The 18,770-nt window shown below is 26.2% G+C and carries 16 protein-coding genes and 1 pseudogene; 3 read left to right on the top strand and 14 right to left on the bottom strand.

The window, feature by feature from the left end:
* The first annotated feature begins 9 nt into the window (after positions 1 to 9).
* Entirely contained in the window at positions 10 to 657 is a 648-nt protein-coding gene (gene pnuC / locus H0H73_RS01305; protein ID WP_185852492.1) for a nicotinamide riboside transporter PnuC, read from the top strand.
* Here pnuC and hisS read toward each other — a convergent pair.
* From hisS to rsmH, 14 genes and pseudogenes are all read right to left on the bottom strand, one after another.
* Positions 617 to 2,023, bottom strand: a complete 1,407-nt coding sequence (hisS, locus tag H0H73_RS01300; protein ID WP_185852403.1) for a histidine--tRNA ligase — start codon at positions 2,021 to 2,023, stop codon at positions 617 to 619. The two genes, pnuC and hisS, sit on opposite strands and share 41 nt — an antisense overlap.
* Entirely contained in the window at positions 2,023 to 3,399 is a 1,377-nt protein-coding gene (ftsZ, locus tag H0H73_RS01295) for a cell division protein FtsZ (protein WP_185852401.1), read from the bottom strand. The genes hisS and ftsZ overlap by 1 nt, the downstream gene beginning before the upstream one ends.
* An 11-nt stretch (positions 3,400 to 3,410) precedes the next feature.
* Positions 3,411 to 4,772, bottom strand: a complete 1,362-nt coding sequence (gene ftsA, locus H0H73_RS01290; protein WP_185852400.1) for a cell division protein FtsA — start codon at positions 4,770 to 4,772, stop codon at positions 3,411 to 3,413.
* 4 nt (positions 4,773 to 4,776) lie between these two features.
* On the bottom strand, positions 4,777 to 5,451 hold the full coding sequence (locus H0H73_RS01285) for a cell division protein FtsQ/DivIB (RefSeq protein WP_238784368.1): 675 nt from the start codon (positions 5,449 to 5,451) through the stop codon (positions 4,777 to 4,779).
* Positions 5,452 to 5,505: 54 nt separating this feature from the next.
* The gene (murC, locus tag H0H73_RS01280) at positions 5,506 to 6,891 is read right to left on the bottom strand and encodes a UDP-N-acetylmuramate--L-alanine ligase (protein WP_185852397.1); all 1,386 of its coding nucleotides are present in this window, start codon (positions 6,889 to 6,891) and stop codon (positions 5,506 to 5,508) included.
* A 37-nt stretch (positions 6,892 to 6,928) separates the two neighbouring features.
* Complete coding sequence (gene murG, locus H0H73_RS01275; RefSeq protein ID WP_238784367.1) at positions 6,929 to 7,894, bottom strand: undecaprenyldiphospho-muramoylpentapeptide beta-N-acetylglucosaminyltransferase; 966 nt, start codon at positions 7,892 to 7,894, stop codon at positions 6,929 to 6,931.
* On the bottom strand, positions 7,783 to 8,034 hold the full coding sequence (locus H0H73_RS03120) for a glycosyltransferase (RefSeq protein WP_394798683.1): 252 nt from the start codon (positions 8,032 to 8,034) through the stop codon (positions 7,783 to 7,785). The genes murG and H0H73_RS03120 overlap by 112 nt, the downstream gene beginning before the upstream one ends.
* A complete protein-coding gene (locus H0H73_RS01270) occupies positions 8,024 to 9,220 on the bottom strand; it encodes an FtsW/RodA/SpoVE family cell cycle protein (protein ID WP_185852395.1) in 1,197 nt (398 codons plus the stop codon). The genes H0H73_RS03120 and H0H73_RS01270 overlap by 11 nt, the downstream gene beginning before the upstream one ends.
* Positions 9,207 to 10,567: pseudogene (gene murD / locus H0H73_RS01265) on the bottom strand (UDP-N-acetylmuramoyl-L-alanine--D-glutamate ligase). The gene H0H73_RS01270 and the pseudogene murD overlap by 14 nt, the downstream one beginning before the upstream one ends.
* Before the next feature lie 9 nt (positions 10,568 to 10,576).
* Positions 10,577 to 11,788: a phospho-N-acetylmuramoyl-pentapeptide-transferase gene (mraY, locus tag H0H73_RS01260; RefSeq protein WP_185852393.1), complete on the bottom strand. Its 1,212-nt coding sequence runs from the start codon at positions 11,786 to 11,788 to the stop codon at positions 10,577 to 10,579.
* A 1-nt stretch (position 11,789) separates the two neighbouring features.
* Entirely contained in the window at positions 11,790 to 13,265 is a 1,476-nt protein-coding gene (locus H0H73_RS01255; protein WP_185852392.1) for a UDP-N-acetylmuramoyl-L-alanyl-D-glutamate--2,6-diaminopimelate ligase, read from the bottom strand.
* A complete protein-coding gene (locus H0H73_RS01250) occupies positions 13,262 to 15,235 on the bottom strand; it encodes a penicillin-binding protein (RefSeq protein ID WP_185852390.1) in 1,974 nt (657 codons plus the stop codon). The genes H0H73_RS01255 and H0H73_RS01250 overlap by 4 nt, the downstream gene beginning before the upstream one ends.
* Positions 15,236 to 15,238: 3 nt before the next feature.
* Positions 15,239 to 15,577: an FtsL-like putative cell division protein gene (locus tag H0H73_RS01245; RefSeq protein ID WP_185852389.1), complete on the bottom strand. Its 339-nt coding sequence runs from the start codon at positions 15,575 to 15,577 to the stop codon at positions 15,239 to 15,241.
* Between the two features lie 17 nt (positions 15,578 to 15,594).
* Positions 15,595 to 16,491 (bottom strand): 16S rRNA (cytosine(1402)-N(4))-methyltransferase RsmH, encoded by an 897-nt coding sequence (gene rsmH, locus H0H73_RS01240; RefSeq protein ID WP_185852387.1) that lies wholly within the window; start codon positions 16,489 to 16,491, stop codon positions 15,595 to 15,597.
* Between the two features lie 63 nt (positions 16,492 to 16,554).
* Between rsmH and tgt the strand changes: the two genes are divergently transcribed.
* Both tgt and H0H73_RS01230 read left to right on the top strand, forming a co-directional pair.
* Positions 16,555 to 17,679 (top strand): tRNA guanosine(34) transglycosylase Tgt, encoded by a 1,125-nt coding sequence (tgt, locus tag H0H73_RS01235; protein WP_185852385.1) that lies wholly within the window; start codon positions 16,555 to 16,557, stop codon positions 17,677 to 17,679.
* Between the two features lie 5 nt (positions 17,680 to 17,684).
* Positions 17,685 to 18,770 carry an LptF/LptG family permease gene (locus tag H0H73_RS01230; protein WP_185852383.1) on the top strand — a complete coding sequence of 362 codons (1,086 nt, stop codon included), beginning with the start codon at positions 17,685 to 17,687 and terminating at the stop codon, positions 18,768 to 18,770.

The raw sequence follows: 18,770 nt of genomic DNA, 5'->3' as shown, positions 1-18,770 counted from the left end.
ATGAATATGATGAATGATTGGATAGATATACTTTTATCCCCCTATTACCATAATAGTTGTTTTCACATAATTTTAGAATTTACGGCTGTAGCATTTACAATATTTAGTGTTTTTTGTGCTCAAAAAAATAATGTATGGGTGTATCCAATAGGAATAGTCAGCACTATTATATATAGTTATTTAACTTTTGAGACTTCTCTTTATGGAGATTTCATTATTAACTTGTATTACACGTTAATGAGCATTTATGGATGGTATACATGGATGTATAAATATAAAAAGGATAAAATTCCTATTACTTTTTGTAATAAAAAAGATTATTTTTATACCTCTATTTTGTTTTTATTCACTTGTACTTTCAGTATGATGGTTTATTTTTTTTATGGAAAACTTCAATCTCATTTTGATTGGATGGATATATTGACAACGGGAATTTATTTTTCTGGTATGTATCAAATGACTATGAAAAAAGTAGAAAATTGGATATTTTGGATAGTAGGAAACGGAATTTCCGTTCCGCTTTATTTTTTTAAAGGTTTTATATTGACAGGAATTCTATTTATTGTTCTTCTTATACTGGCTATAGTTGGGTTTTTTCTTTGGAAAAAAAAAGCACTCAATCAAATTTTTTCGTTAATTGATTCACAACGTCGTTAACGTGATCGTATTCTTTTTCTGTTTTTTTTTGCATGTCTTTCATTTTTATTTTATTCTTATTGATTTCATTTTTTCCTATACTAATAACAAATGGAATATTATTCTCATTTGCATATCTAAATTGTTTTCCTATTTTATCCGTGTTAGGATATAATTGAGTAGAAATTCCTTTTTTTCTAAAAAATTTAATTATTTTGTATGCATACAAAACCTCTTCATTTCCAAAATTAATAAACAAAACTTTTGAAGGATAATTATAAATAGTTTGAAACAAATTTTCTTCCTCCATTGCTAAATAAATTCGATCCAAACCTAAAGAAATTCCGACCCCATAAATATTGTTTATTCCAAATAAATTAGCTAATTTATCATACCTTCCTCCTCCTCCAATCGAAATAAAACTCCTATTGTGAAATGGAACAATTTCTAATATTGTACCTGTATAATAATTTATTCCTCTGGCTAAAGAAAGATTCCATTCTAATTTTGTATTTTGTAAAGAAATATTCTTTATATTATTATAAATAAAACTCAAATCTCGGATCCCTTTTTTACCTTTTTCAGAATCTTGTAAGGCGACACTCAAATGTTTTTCTTTATTATAGAAATTTTCTTCCATATCGAAAAACAATGCCACTTTATCAAATGATTTTAATGAAATTCCTTTGTTCAACATTTCTTTTTTAACTAAATCTCGTCCAATTTTATTCCATTTATCTAAACATGTAGTAAAATTTTTCCATAAATTATTTTCTATGCCAGCTATTTCAACTAATCCTCCTAATACATCTCTATGATTAATGTAGATAATTATAGGAAAATTTAATTGAGTAAAAATTTCGTCACAAAGTTGAATTAATTCTATTTCTTCCCATAAAGACCAAGAGAATGATATCATATCCGCATCACATTGATAAAATTCTCTCAATCTTCCTTTTTGAGGATTATCTGCACGCCATACAGGTTGTATTTGGTATCTTTTAAAAGGAAAAACGATTTCATTTTGATGCATTACTACATAACGAACAAAAGGAACCGTTAAATCATATCTAAGAGCTTTATTAGACATATATTCAGTAAAGCATTTTACGATATTATCAATATTTTTATTATTTTCGATTTTTTTTAAAAAATCCAAAATCCTATTTTTTAAAAAATTTCCTGAATGTAACAATTTAAATATTAAGGAATCTCCTTCTTCTCCATACTTACCAACAAGAGTGGAAATATTTTCAATAGAAGAAGTTTCTATAGGATCAAAACCAAAAAGTTCAAATTGTTTTCGAATCGTTTGAACTAAATAATTTCGTTTACTTATCTCAATGGATGAGAAATCTCTAGTTCCTTTGGGAATATTAGGAAACATCAATTCAATTCTTGATTTGTATTATTTTCTTTTTTACGAATCCGATTTTTTAATATTTTTTCATTTTCATTGTATGAAATAGGAAGATCAAAACTATTTTCTAACATATATTTTTTATGTTTTTTTTCTATAAAAAAATTTGAATTTATAGACTTATCAAAAATGTTTTGTTTTTGGTTTGATGAAAAATCGTCTTTTTTATTTTTTTTATTCTTATAAAAAGATTTTTCTAAATGAGTTGATTTGGAATAATTTTTTGAAAAAAAAGGATCAATTCGTTTAGAATAAGAATGTGTTTCTTCCATTTCGTTTAATTTTTTTTCATAAGGTTCTTCTAAGCTATGAAAAATTTTTTTTTCTTCGTGATTAATAACCCGCTGTATTTCCGTAGGAAACCCCGTAGCCACTATAGTGACTGAAATACTTTCTTCCAAACCTTCATCTTCTCCTAACCCCATAATAATATTGGCATTGTTTCCTGCTTCAGCTTGAATATAATCACTGATAATTCCTATTTCATCTATAGTAATTTCTATTTTTCCAGAAACAATAAGAAGAAGAACATTTTTGGCTCCTGTAATTTTATTATCATTTAATAATGGAGAATCTAAAGCTTGAACTACTGCTTCCTTCGCTCTGTTTTCTCCAACGGCAATAGCGGACCCCATAACAGCCGTTCCACTTTCTTTTAAAACAGTTCTTGTATCTCTTAAATCTATATTTTGTTTATAATGATGAGTAATGACTTCTGCAATACCCTTAGCTGCAGTAGTTAAAACTTCATCTGCTTTTGCAAAACCGGCTTTAAATCCTAAATTACCATATAATTCTCTCAATTTATCATTATTAATAACAATAAGAGAATCCACATTTTTTCTTAATGATTCTATTCCTTTTTGAGCTTGTTGTAATCTCATTTTTCCTTCAAAATGAAATGGAATTGTAACGATTCCTACAGTCAGAATTCCTTTTTCTTTAGAAATTCCTGCAATAATTGGAGCGGCACCAGTTCCTGTACCTCCACCCATTCCTGCTGTAATGAAAGTCATTTTAGTATTAGAATCTAAAATACTTTTTATTTCCTCCAAACTTTCTAATGCAGCTTTTTCTCCTACTTCTGGATCTGCTCCAGCTCCAAGTCCTTCTGTAATAGAAGCTCCTAATTGAATTTTTATAGGAACTGGATTATTATTCAATGCTTGTGCATCCGTATTACACGCTATAAAATCAACTCCAGTAATTCCTTGTTCAAACATATGACTTAAAGCATTACTTCCTCCTCCTCCTACTCCAATTACTTTAATAGAAGCTGAACGATTTTTTTGAAACTCCAATTGAGGGTTTTCTTTTTTTTGTATAAAATCTTCTTTTTTCATTTCATGGTTTATTATTCTGTATCATTCAATATTTGACGGAACTTATCTGCCCAAATTTCAAGAAAAGATTTTGATTTTGTTTTATTTTTTTTCTTTCTATGATCCTCCTCATAATTTAATCTACGATTTTTATTATAAAATTTTGTAGAAATAGACTCAGAATTTTCATCATGTCTATGTACCATATCTGAGGTTGCATAAATATATTTTTTTTGATCATCAAGCCCTTTAATTACTAATCCTATAGACGTGGCATATTCTGGATTACTTATCAGACCGTTTTCCCCTCCTGCAATGTGTTCATTAGAATACCCTATACGAACATCCATTCCAGTAATATATTCTGTTAATGGACGAATATGTTGAAGTTGAGAACCTCCACCTGTCATTACTAATCCTGCAATAAGTCTTTTCTTTTGTTCTTCATTTCCATAATTTTTTATTTCTACATTTACTTGTTCCAAAATTTCACATACTCGTATATGAATAATTTGGGAAAGGTGTTTTAAAGAAATTTCTTTAGGGTCACGACCTCTTAATCCAGGAATACAAACAATTTCTGTTTCCTTATTTTCTCCTGGCCATGCAGATCCGAATTTGATTTTTAGTAATTCTGCTTGCCGTTCAATAATTAAACAATCTGTTTTTATATTTTCAGTAATGACATCTCCTCCAAAAGGAATCACGCCAGTATGACGGATAATGTTATCTTTAAATATAGCAATATCCGTAGTCCCTCCTCCTATATCTACTAAAGCAACACCTGCTTCTCTTTCTTCTGGACTTAATACAGCTTCAGCAGAGGCTAAAGGTTCTAAGGTCATTCCAGCTAAATTCAATCCTGCGGCTTTAACACATATTCCAATATTTCGTATCGAAGAAATTTGTCCTACTACTACATGAAAATTTGCCTCTAAACGACTTCCATACATTCCTATCGGTTCTACAATTTCTGCTTGACTATCCACTTTATATTCTTGTGGAAGAACATGAATGATTTCTTCTCCTGGCTGCATAACCAGTTTATGAACTTGATCTATTAATTTTTGTATATCTTTTTGACTGATGACATTTTCAAAATCTAATCTAGTAATATAATCATTATGTTGTAGACTTCTAATATGTTGTCCTGCTATTCCAACAATAACTTCTTTTATTTTCAAACCAGAACTATGTTCGGCTTCAGATACTGCTTCACGAATAGCTTCAATTGTTTGAGTTATATTATTTACAACCCCTCTATGTACACCTACACTTTTAGATCTACCTATCCCTAGGATCTCAATTTTATTATATTCATTTCTCCTCCCTACCATAGCTACAATCTTCGTGGTCCCCACATCAAGACCTATAGCTATATCTTGATATTCCATAGACTTATCTTTTTTTTGCGACTACTTGGTCTTTATATTGCAAATCAATACTTTTGTATTGATTAATATCTATTTTATTTAGGTACTGCTTATAAAATGCTTTTAATTTATTCAATTTATTTTTAAAATTTTTTATATTTCCTAATATAACATGATGATTTCCGATTTTCGGAATTAAAATAAATGAATTTTTATTATTTTTTTTTATGCTAATAATTTGGTTTTTTAATAATTCATCGGAGTTTATGAATTGGACTAGATTTGTTAAATATTTTTTTTCTTCTTTTGAAAATGGGCCTTTTGCTAATATGACTTTTGAGGAATAAAAAGAAGAAAGTTCTAAATTTTCCGCATCCTTAGTAAGATAATATTCTTGATTTACATTTTTAATTCTTAATATGGGTTCTTTTTGCAAAATTTTAATATTAAGAGTCCCATCTACACTAAGAAACACTTCAGATTTTTTTATAAAAGGGTAATTATTTAATTTTTTTTCCATTCTCAATATACATAATTGACCGATTTCTTTTTCAATTTTTTTTGTTTTATAAAATAGAATATTTTTAATAATTTCTTCATTTACAAAATGATTTTTTGATAATGGATCAATGATAATATTAAATTTTTTTAAAAATTTTTTTTGATGTGTTTTTTGAGAAAAATAAACAAGCGATATCATACAAATTATATATAATAATAAAATAATGATAAAGAATATTTTATTATTTTTCATTTATTTTATTTCTCCATATCGTTTATACAACCATTCTTTGATAGGAATAATTAAGGTATCTATATTCCCAGCTCCTATTGTCAGAATAATATCAAAATCTTTTTTTTCAATTTTTTCCAAAACTTTGGACATAGTAGATATTTCTTTATAACTCATTTTTATTTTTTTTAACAAATTATTAGAATTAACTTCATTTATGGGAAATTCTCTAGCTGGATAAATATCTAGTAAAATTAAAATATCAAGATTTTCTAAACTTTTTGCAAAAGATTTTTCAAAAAATTTAGTTCTACTAAATAAATGAGGTTGAAAAACACCCAATATCTTTTTATTTGGAAAACATTTTCTTACAGTATTAATCAAAGCATTGATTTCTGTCGGATGATGCGCATAATCATCTATATATATCTTTTTTGAAGATTGATAATGAATGGAATATCTTCTTTTGATTCCTTTAAATAAAAATAAAGCTTTTATGATTTTTGTTTTAGGAATTTTAAGATAGTCAGATATGGCTAATGCGGCTGTAACGTTTTTTAAGTTATGTTTCCCTGGAATCGGTAAAGGCAAAGATTTCCATGTTTCTGTAGGAGTATGAAAATCAAAATACCATTTATTTTCTTTTATATAAAGATGATTGGAATAATAATTTTCTTTTTTTAGCACTGAATAATATATAGCGTTATAAGATCGAAAAAATTCTTCTCGGTGAAGAAATATTTTTTTATATGGTTTTTTTATTCTATTTGAAAAAACTATATAAGCCTTTTTCAAGGCTTCTTTTTTTGGATAAGTATCTACATGATCTTGGTCAAAAGAGGTTATACATGCTATATTAGGAGATAAATATAAAAAAGAATGATCAAATTCATCGGCTTCTACCAAAAAAATTTTTTTTCCATTACATACATTATTCAATATTAAATTAGATTTATAATTTTCAGATATTCCTCCTAAAAAAGCAGTAACATTCATTCCAACACTATATAAAATGTGTCCTAATAAGGTAGAAGTAGTTGTTTTTCCATGTGTTCCTCCTATGGCTATACAAATATCATTTTCTGTAATTAAAGCTAATACTTGAGAACGTTTTTTTATATTTTTACCATATTTTTTTAAATACATCCATTGTTTATGATGATTAGGAATGGCTGGAGTATATACAATCAAACATTGTTTGGATAATACCCATTTGGGTAATATTTCGATACTATCATGATAATTTATGGATATTCCTTCTTTTTCTAATTCTTTTGTCATAAATGTTTTATCTTGATCATGACCATGAACAGTTTTACCCATAGTATGGAAATATCTAGCTAGGGAGCTCATCCCCACCCCTCCTATTCCTATAAAATAAAAAGAATCAATTTGGTTTAAGTTCATATTCCTATAAAATAAAAAGAATCAATTTGGTTTAAGTTCATAAAATAATTTGTAAAATCTCGTTTACAATATCGTTCGTTGCTTTAGGTTTTCCTAATTCTAATATATTTTTACTCATTTTTTTTTTCATATTGGAATCATTCACTAATTGAATAACAGAATTCACTAATTTTTGCTCAATTTCTTCATTTTTTATAATTAAAGCCGCTTCTTTTTCTTCTAATATTTTAGCATTTTTATTTTGATGATCATTCGAAGACCAAGGAAAAGGAATCAATATATGTGGTTTTCCTATTAAACATATTTCTGATATAGTTAAAGCTCCAGCTCTAGATACAATAATATCTGCCGCGGCATAACATATCGGTATATTTTCAATAAATTCCATAAAAATAATATTCGAATGATCAGACATTTTATTTTTTTTAACTTTATGGAGATCTAATTTTCCTACTTGCCAAATAAGTTGCATATCCAATTCTATTATCTTGTTTAATCCTTTTATCCAAGCATTATTCATACTATTGGACCCCTGACTTCCTCCTATAGATAGAATGATAGGTTTTGTAATTTTTAATCCTAAATGAATACAAGCTTTTTCTTTACTAGGCAATTGTAATATTTCAGATCTTACTGGATTTCCAGTTATGATCGTTTTTTCTTTTGGAAAATATTTTTTTGCTTGATCGTAAGCAATGCATATCTTATTTGCGTAACGAGAAAATATTCTATTGGTTAATCCAGGGAAAGAATTTTGTTCTTGAATTAGAATAGGTATTTTATTTTTTATTGCAGCATATAAGGTAGGAAAACTTACAAATCCACCTGTTCCGATAACTATATCTGGAGAAAATCTTTTAATAATTTTATTTGCCAAAAAAAAGCTATATATTAGTTGTATAGATAAAATAAAGCCTGATATAGAAAAAAATTTATCTTTTCCTCCTGAAATACAAATGCTTTCAATAGAATACCCAAATCTAGGTATTTCTCGCATTTCCATATGATTCTTAGATCCAATAAACAAAATATTGATTTTTGGAATTTTTTTTTAAGTTCATTAGCAATAGCTATCCCCGGATAGATGTGACCTCCGGTCCCTCCACTTCCAATAATGACTTTAGGTGAAATATTATAGTTCATGTTCATTTTGTATTTTAGTGATGTCCGTTGAATTTTTATATATCATTCGACTGACACTTAATATGATGCCAAAACTAAAAAAAGTAACCCACATAGAAGTTCCTCCTGCACTAATAAGAGGCAAAGTTTGTCCTGTAACGGGGAATAAACCAACAGCTATCCCCATATTAATAAGCGCTTGATTTATAATAGGAAAACCTACAGATAGAACCAAAAGAGAACAAAAATAATTTTGTACTTTCGTAGCTATTATCATAATTCTCATGAGAATTAGTATATAAATGAATAAAAGTATTATTCCTCCAAAAGATCCATATTCTTCTATTATAATAGCATAGATAAAATCTGAAGAAGATTGTGGTAAAAAACCCTTTAAAATACTCTTTCCAGGGCCACGACCAAATTTATTTCCTAAAACGATTGCCGTTTTAGATTGTTTCATTTGATAACTTTCTTCAGATTCATGATCCAAAAATTTTTCTATACGACTTTTCCATGTATAAACTCTGTTCATAGGATTTCCCCATTTGATTACAGAATAAATATATATTCCTGACAATAAAATCCCCATTAAAAGAACTCCTATAATACTAGTTATAGGATATCCTCCTATAAAAAGTAAAATTAAAACGGATATAAAAACAATAGCAGCAGTAGATCCGTTAGCAGGAAAAATAAGTCCAATTATAAAAAATATTGGAAATAACAAAGGAAAAAAAGAATTTATAAAGTTTATTCGTTCTTTCTTTTTTTGAGCTAAATATCTGGCACAATAGATAAAAATAACTAATCCAGCGATGCTGGAAGTTTGAAAAGATATATTTATAATAGGAATATGTAACCAACGAGAAGCATTGACTCCATCTAATTCTTTTCTTTGACTCATCGTGAAAATTAATAAAATGAATACTATAGGCATGGAAAGAATAGACATACGGTAAAAATATTTATAATCTATAAATTGAGTAAAAAAAAGGATAAAAAATCCAACTAACAAAAAAAGAGCATGTTTTAATAAATAACTAAATACTGTATTTGTTCCTCCATATGTAGTAACTAAGTTTGTACTAGCAGAGTAAACTGGTAAAAATGAAAATATAGCTAATAAAGAGATGAAAGCCCATAAATACCTATCTCCTTTTATGTATTTATTTAAAAATAGCTCTATTTTTTTATAAATTTTCATAAATCAGTTTCCTTACTTCTTGTTTAAATTTATTTCCTCTTTCCTTATAATCTTTAAAAAGATCAAAGCTAGAACAAGCAGGAGAGAATACAACGTTATCTCCATGAGAAGATAATATATATGCCATATAAACAGCTTTTTTAATACTTTTCGTTTCCAAAATAATATCAATGATATTTTGAAAAAAGTTTATAATTTTTTCATTGTTTTTTCCTAAAAAAATTATAGCTTTCACTTTTTTTTTAACTAAAGGAATTAATTCTATATAATTATTCCCTTTATCTTCCCCTCCTGCTATCCATATAATCGGTGCATTTATACTTTTTAATGCATAAAAAACTGCATTTACATTAGTAGCTTTAGAATCATTAATGAATTGTACTCCATTTATATTTATAATTTTTTCCATCCGATGCTCTATCGATTTCAATTTTAATAGTATGGAAATTACTGATTCTTTTTTTACGTTTAATATTTCAGATATAATTAATGAAACCATAATATTATAGAGATTATGATCTCCTATTAAAGGAATATCTTTTACATTTATAAAATATATTTCTTTATTTTTTCGATTCCGAATAAATATTTTGTTATTTTTTATATAAGCGCCTATATGTAATTCTTTTTTTATAGAAAAAGGAATACAGTGAGATGCAATGGGATATTTTTTCAATCCCTCTCTTATAATAGGATCATCATAATTATAGATGAAAATATCTTCTTTTTTTTGAAATGTTGCTATTCTAAATTTGGAATCAATGTAATTATCAATATTATCATATATATTTAAATGATCTCTTGTTATATTTAATAATACAGCAATATTTGAACGAAAGTTCAAACAATCATCTAACTGAAAACTACTCATTTCCAATATATAAACATCTTTTTTTTTATGACTTCTTTAGAAAAACTATGTCCAATATTTCCTGCTATTCCTACATTCATTCCTTTTTTTTTAAGTATTTTATAAATAATGGAACAGGTTGTTGTTTTTCCATTACTTCCTGTAATTCCAATAAAATAAGAATTTTCAATATAACTTTTTCCGAATTCTAATTCGGATTGTATAGGTATACCTAAAAAATTTATTTTTTTGATAAAAGGATTATTTTTATAAATTCCAGGACTTTTTATCACTTTAATAGCATTTTGAATGATTATATTCTCTGTATGTCCTTTTTCTTCAAAATGAATTTTATTTTCTATTAAAATTTTTTTGTATTTATTTAGAATCATTCCAGAATCCGATAAAAATATTTCTAATCCATTTTTCTTAGCTAATAAAGCGGCCCCGACTCCACTTTCTCCTCCTCCCAATACAACTATGAATTTTTTTTTCATTGTTTATTTTTATTTATGAATTAATAAAATAAATACTAACATAGAAAGCATCATTTGTATAATAATAAAACGATTAAAAATTTTATTTTCATGATATCCTAGTTTTTGAAAATGATGATGTAAAGGAGCCATGAGAAAAATTCTTTTTCCTATACCATATTTTTTTTTAGAATATCTAAAATATAATATTTGCATCATCACAGAAATATTTTCGATAAAAAAAATTCCACACAAAATAGGCAATATTAATTCTTTTCTATTAATAATAGCTAATGTAGCGATAACTCCTCCTATAGTTAAACTTCCAGTATCTCCCATGAAAATTTGAGCTGGATAAGTGTTATACCAAAGAAAACTGATTAAAGATCCTAAAAAAGAAAAAGAGAATATGATAATCTCTTTTAGATGAGGAATATATATAAAATGAAAATAGGAGGAATATATTTTATTACTGGAAATTATAGATAACAAAGATAAGGTTACAAAAATGATAGAAGAAATTCCAGCTGTTAATCCGTCTATTCCATCAGTTAAATTAGCTCCATTGGATAAAAATGTAATAATAACAATCACAACAGGAATGAAAATAATCCATGCATATTTTTTCCATTTCTGATTATACCAACTCAAAAAATAGGCATAGTTAAATTCATTATTATGATATATGGAAGAGAAAATGGGAATAGTGGTTTTGAATCCATATTCTTTTTCTTTCAAAAACTGTGAATCTTTTGATGCTATTTTTTGTTCTTGAATCGAAATGCTTGTGTTAAAATACATAGTAATTCCAATAAAGATTCCTAATAAAATTTGGCTGAATATTTTTCCCATTATACTAAGTCCTTTTTTATTATGTTTTATTTTAATATAATCATCTATCAATCCAATACAACCCATATACAATGTAGTCATTATCAACATGAATACATATACATTGTTTAATGTAGAAAGTAATATTGTAGGAATTAACGTAGAAAATATAATAACAAGACCACCCATGGTAGGGATTCCTTCTTTTTCTTTTTGACCAAACAGGCCAAGATCTCGTATCTTTTCTCCTATAATACGATTTTTTCGATTCCAACATATAATTTTTTGATATAAAATAAAAGCTATACAAAACGATAAAAAAAAAGCGATAATAGCTCTGTAAAAAACAGAATTTATATTAATGAAAAAAGAGATATAAATTAAATATTTTAATTTAAAAAAATTTATCATCTTACTTATCGTAAGTTTTTAACAAATCTTTAGCTATTTTCATATCATTAAAAGAATAACGTATTCCTTTGATTTCTTGAAAAGTTTCATGTCCTTTTCCAGCTATCAGAATAATATCTTTTTTTTTAGCAATTTGAATTGCGGCTTGAATAGCTTCTTTTCGTTTCACAAAGGTTAAAATAGATTTTTTTTTTAGATATGATTTAAAATTTTTCATATCATTGAATATTTTATTCATATTTTCATATCTAGGATTATCGGATGTAAAAATAGATATATCACATGTTTCATAAACAATTTTTCCCATTAAAGGACGTTTTTTTATATCTCTATCCCCTCCACAACCTATAATACAAATTAACTTTTCATAAGTTTTTTTTATTATTTTAAGAGTATTAAAAATAGATTTTAATCCATCTGGATTGTGTGCATAATCTACAATAACATGAATCCCAGAATTGGATATAAATTGCTCAAAACGGCCTTTGATGGGTTTAACATATTTTATATTTTTCAAAATATCATATTTTTTTTTACCTAATAAAACAGCTGTTGCGTAACTAGCTAATAGATTATAAATATTAAATCTTCCTATCAAATGGGTAAAAATTTTATGGCCATCAATCAGTAATTGATTCCCCTCAATGTTTTCTTTCAAAATTTTTATTTTAAAATTGGCATTTTTTTTTATTCCATAAAAATAGGTTTTAGCTAAAGTTTTTTTTATTATATTATGCGAATTTTCATCATCGGAATTAATTAATGCAAAAGCTTTTTCAGATAAATTTTCAAAAAAAAGCCTTTTAATAGATAAATAACAATCAAAAGATCTATGATAATCTAAGTGATCATGTGTTATATTAGTAAAAACACCTCCTCTAAATAATAATCCTGCAATTCTTTTTTGATGGATTCCATGTGAACTTACTTCCATAAAAGCGTATTTGCATCCTTTTTTTATTGAAATATTTAAATATTTATTAATATCAATAATATTTGGAGTTGTATGTGTAGTAGAATATTTTATAGATAATATTTTTATACCCATAGTAGAAATAAGAATATTTTTTTCTCCCATTTTAGAAAATAACTGATGAAGGATCGTAGCTACTGAAGTTTTTCCATTTGTTCCGGTAACTCCTATTAATTTTATTTTTTTTGTAGGATTATCATAAAAATTAGAGGAGATAATACCTAAAGCTTCTATAGAATTTGGAACCAGTACATAGGTGATATATTTATGAATATGAATGGGTAAGAAACTACTTTCACAAATTATAGTATTAGCACCTTTTTGGATCGCATTCATAATAAATTGGTGTCCATCTGTTATTTTCCCTTTTATAGCTAAAAAAATCATATTGGGTTGTACTATTCTTGAATCCATAGTAATTCCTTCTATAAATTTAGAAGTATTTTTTCCTATCATTTTTAATACATGTACTTTTTTCAAAACATCTTTTAATAGTTTTTTCATTCTTCTAATTTCAAAAATATAATTTGATTTTTTTTCAATTTTTTTCCTGGTTGAACAGATTGAGTCACCACTTTTCCTATTCCTTCATATTGTATATGAAAACCCTTATTTTCTAATATAGGGATGATTTCTTTTCCAGGAACAGATACAATATTCGGCATTATAGATTGATCAATAAAAAAATTTTTTGATTCTATAATTTTATATAGTAAATCTTCTTGATTTTCTTTTTTTTTAAAAAGTATTTTTTTTCCTATTCTAGGATAAATAGATTTAGCTATTTTGTCAAATACAGGAACGGCGACCTCAATACCGTAGTATCCTTTTTCTGGTTTTGAAATAACGACAATACAAGAATATTTTGGATTTTTAGAAGGGAAATACCCTACAAAAGAACTATTATAAGATAAAGGTTTTCCTTTCATCCAATAATTTAACTGTGTTGTTCCCGTTTTTCCCGCATAAGGATATTCTGGATTATAATATTTCTTAGCGGTTCCATTTTTTACGACTCCTTCTAACATATTTTGAATTTTAATCAAAGATGATTTTTCAGCTATAGAAGGGTTCATTACAATCGGTTTTGTATATTTCTTTATGCTTTTTCCATGATGTTTTATTTCTCTAATAAATAAAGGTTTAATCATTTTTCCCTGGTTTGCAATAGCATTGTAAAAAGTAAGTATTTGTAAAGGAGTTAGTTTTATATTATATCCAAAAGTCATCCATGGTAAAGTAATGCTACTCCAATTTTTTTTTCCAGGTTTTGGAATGAAAGGGAGGCTTTCCCCCGGAATGTCAATTCCTATTTTTCTATCCAATTTCCATTTTCGTAAGTGTTCTATGAATTTTTCCGGATTTTTTTTATAATTATCATAAATAATTTTCGCGATTCCCACATTTGAAGATAATTCTAAAATTTGCTTTGGATTCATTTTAACATATCCATTATAATGACTATCGCGTATTTTTTTTCCTCTTAATTTCATGACTCCGCCTTTGGTATTGACAATCATATCCATATCTATTTTTTTATCTTCTAAAGCGGCCAGAATGGCCATTGTTTTAAAAGTAGACCCAGGTTCACTTCCTTCCCATACGGCAAAATTTCTTAAATCTTCGTAAGTATGTTTCTTTGTTTTTTCCAGATTGATCATAGCAGGAATTTCTCCACTTTTTACATCCATCAAAACCACACACCCATGATCTGCTTGAGAAATAGACAATTCTTGGAGTAAAGCATGATAGGCTATATCTTGTAAATATATATCTATAGTAGAATAAACATCTTTCCCATTTTCTGGACGAATATCGTTTTCTGATTTCAATGGTTTCCATATTTTAAAACTAATACGTTGTTCTAATCTTTTTCCATTCTTTCCTTTTAAATATTTGCTAAAAGCTCCTTCCAATCCTGCTTTTCCTCTATGATCATCATATCCTAATGTTCTTTTTCCAATATTTTCCAATGTGTGAATTCTGCATATTTTTTTTTCTACAATAAAACCGCCTCGTATTTGTCCCTTATTGAAAATGGGAAAATTTCGCAATATTTTAAAATGTGGATAATCTAAATTTTTTGCTAATAAAAAATATCTATTTCCTTTTTTCTTTTCATACTGAAATTTTTTATAGAAAAAAAATTTTGGTTTTCTAAATAAAAACTCTAAAGAGTTACATAAAGAATAAATATTTTCTTGAAATAATTTATCAGATATGGACATAAAATCAATGTGAATATCATATCTTATCACAGACATTGCTAAAATACTACTGTCTGACGCATAAATATTTCCACGTTTAGCCTTAATTAAATTGGTTCTAATCGTTTTTTCTATAAAATATTTTTTGTATCCTTCTGAATAATTTTGAATATAGAATAAATTAAAAATAATTAGTGCAGCAATAAATATGAATAAAAAACCAATTAAGTAAGATTTATATAATAAAATATATCTTTTTTGTTTCATTATTTATTTTATTGTATCTGATCCATATTTTTTTTTATCTTTTATAACTAATTCGTATGGAGGAGATTCTAAATATTTTAATCCATTAACTAATTTTTTTCTTATAAAAGAGGCTAATTGCATTTTCATACATTGACTATGAATATCTGCATATTCAGATTTTAATTCCTTGATTTCTTCACTAATTTTAGTTATTTCTCTAATTTTTCGATCCATCATATGTGAACTAGTAATGCTAATTAAAGATAGTATGGTAATAAAAACAATAAAATTCCAACTACGATAAGCATCTTCTTTAACTAAAAATTTTCCTTTCAGGATATCTCGTACATTTGTTTTCATTTTTATTTATGACATTATTAAGTTTTTTCTGCTATTCTTAATCTTGCGCTTCTAGATCGTGGATTATTTATGATCTCTTGAAAACTAGGTTTAATTACTTTTTTATGAATCATTTTGAATGGAATCGTTTTAAAATTTATTTTATTTATTATGATTCCTTTTTTAAAAAAAAATTTAATGATTCTATCTTCTATAGAATGATATGAAATTATAGCGATTCTACCTCCTGGTAAAAGAATTTTAGAAGATTCTAATAAAAAATTCTTTAAAACATTTATTTCATTATTCACTTCTATTCGTATAGATTGAAAAAGTCTAGCGAAAAATCTTTTTCTTTTTTTAAAAGATCCTTTTATAAAAAAAATATGAACTAAATCCAAAGTAGTCGTAATATTTTTTTTTAAACGTTCTTTTAATATTTTTTCTGCAATTTTTTTTGCATTTTTAAATTCTCCATATTCATAAAATATATGAAATAACTCTTGCTTTGAACATTCATTTAGAACATTTTGAGCAGAATAAAAGGATTCTTGGTTCATTCTCATATCTAAAATACAATTGTATTGATTCGAAAAACCTCTTGTAATATTGTCCATTTGTAAAGATGAAATCCCTAAATCTGCTAATATTCCTGATATTTTATAGATACGATTTTTATTCAAAATATCGCGTATGTGAATAAAATTATTGTGAAATAGATGAAAACGTTTATCTTTAATGAAATTTTTTTTTATAGATTCCTTATCCTGATCCAAAGCTATCAAAGTTGCTTTTTTATCTAATTTTTTCAAAATGGCATTAGAATGTCCCCCTCCACCAAATGTGGCATCTACATAAATACCATTTTTATGTGTAATTAAATTTTCTATACTTTCTTTTATAAGAACTGGTTTATGATGGTATTGTAAATTCATTTTTATATAGAACGAAATTATATTTTATAACTATATGTTGCATATATCGTTAAAATTTTTCAAATGAAATTTGACTTAATTAAAATAGATAACTTTTCCAAAGCAAGGATAGGAATTATAGAAACGGATCATGGGAAAATAGAAACTCCTGTTTTTATGCCAGTAGCTTCAAAAGGTTATGTTAAATCAGTTCCGACACATGAACTTGATAAAATGTATAAAATAATTCTTGGAAACACTTATCATTTATATTTTCAACCCGGAATTGAAGTATTATATCAAGCCGGAGGAATTCATTCCTTTTTAAACTGGAAGGAATCTATATTAACAGATAGTGGAGGATTTCAAATTTTTTCTATGAAAAAATTAAATAAAATTACTGAAAACGGGGTTGTATTTAAATCTATTATAAATGGATCCTTTCATTTTTTTTCTCCTGAAACATCTATGAAAGTTCAACGTTTTATAGGGGGAGACGTTATTATGGCTTTTGATGATTGTCCCCCTTTTCCATGCAGTCATACAGAAGCCAAAAAATCTGTAAAAAGAACACATCGTTGGTTAAAAAAATGTTATTCTTATTTACAAAATAATCCAGAAATATATAACTATAAACAAAGTTTTTTTCCTATTATACAAGGAAGTATTTATACAGATCTAAGAAAATATTCAATAGAAGAGATTTCCTGCTTAGAAGCAGAAGGGTATGCTATAGGTGGATTAAGTTTAGGAGAAGAAAAAGAACAAACACATAGTATTACTGATCTATTAACAGACATTTTACCTAAAGAAAAACCTAGGTATTTAATGGGAGTTGGGTATCCTGCAGATCTTATAGAAGGAATTTCTCTTGGAATAGACATGTTCGATTGTGTTATACCTACAAGAAATGGACGTCATGGAATGTTATTTACATGGAAAGGAATCATGAATATAAAAAATAAAAAATGGGAGAAAGATTATTCCTGTTTAGATGAATTCGGAAATTCTTATGTAGATCAATTATATAGTAAATCATATGTAAGACATCTTTTTTTATCTAGAGATAATTTAGCAAAAGAAATCGCTTCTATACATAATCTTTCTTTTTATTTTCATCTACTTCAAGAAGCAAAAATTCATATCATGCGCAATGAATTTTTATCTTGGAAAAAAGATATGATTCCTTTGTTACAAGAACGTTTATAAAAAATATGAAAATTATTGATCGTTATATTATTCGTAATTTCATTAGTACTTTCATATTTATTACTGTTTCTATACAATTTCTATCTGTCATTATAGACATTTCTCAACGGATGCATCGTTTAGAAAATAATCAAGGATCAATTAAAGAGGCTTTAATTTATTATTATCCTTTTTGGTCCATATGGTTAATGAATACTTTTTCTCCTATTTCCGTTTTTTTATCTGTTATTTTTTTCACATCTAAATTAACTCATAATTCAGAAATCACAGCAATTCTATCAAGTGGCATTAGTTTTAGAAGATTAACGCTTCCTTACTTGATCTCAGCTATTATGATAGGAGGAGTCGCTTTAATAATAAATTATTATTTTTTACCTGTAGCTAACAAAAAAAAAAATCAATTTCATTATCAATATTTGTTAAGCCCAAGATATAAAAATAAATATGAAAAAAATCAAACGATAAGTACTCAAATTTCAAAAAATGAGTATATTTTTATTCAAAATTTTTCAAGAAAAAAAAATATAGGAAAAAAATGTGTATATCAAAAGTTTAATGGAAAAAAACTAATATACATTCTAAAATCTAAAAACATTTTTTGGGCCAAAAAACATAGAATATATATTTTTTTTGATTATAGAGAAACTATAATCAAAAAAAATCATGATTCTTTAAATATAGGAAATTATAAGATAAAAAAATTTCCCATAACACCGGAACAATTTTTACCAGAGGAATATATAGCAGAAACTATGAATATTCATGAATTGAAAAAATTCATTGATACAGAAGGAAACAAAAAAAATATGAATATGCATTTAAATGAATATTATCAAAGAACAAGTCTCCCTTTTTCTACTTTAATATTCACTTTTTTAGGTTTATCCATATCTACAAAAAGAAAAAAAGGAGAAATAGCTTATAATATGATTATAGGAATTATATTAGCTTTTTTTTATATTTTTTTTATAGAAATCACAAAAACATATTCTAACAAGGATTATATTCCTTCTTATTTAGCCGTTTGGCTCCCCAATGTTATTTATGGCATAATTACATTGTTATTTTATAGGAATAGAAGTATGAATTGA

This window comes from Blattabacterium cuenoti (assembly GCF_014251335.1).
In the GTDB taxonomy this organism is placed as follows: domain Bacteria; phylum Bacteroidota; class Bacteroidia; order Flavobacteriales; family Blattabacteriaceae; genus Blattabacterium; species Blattabacterium cuenoti_G.
This window is presented reverse-complemented; position numbering and strand designations above follow the sequence as displayed.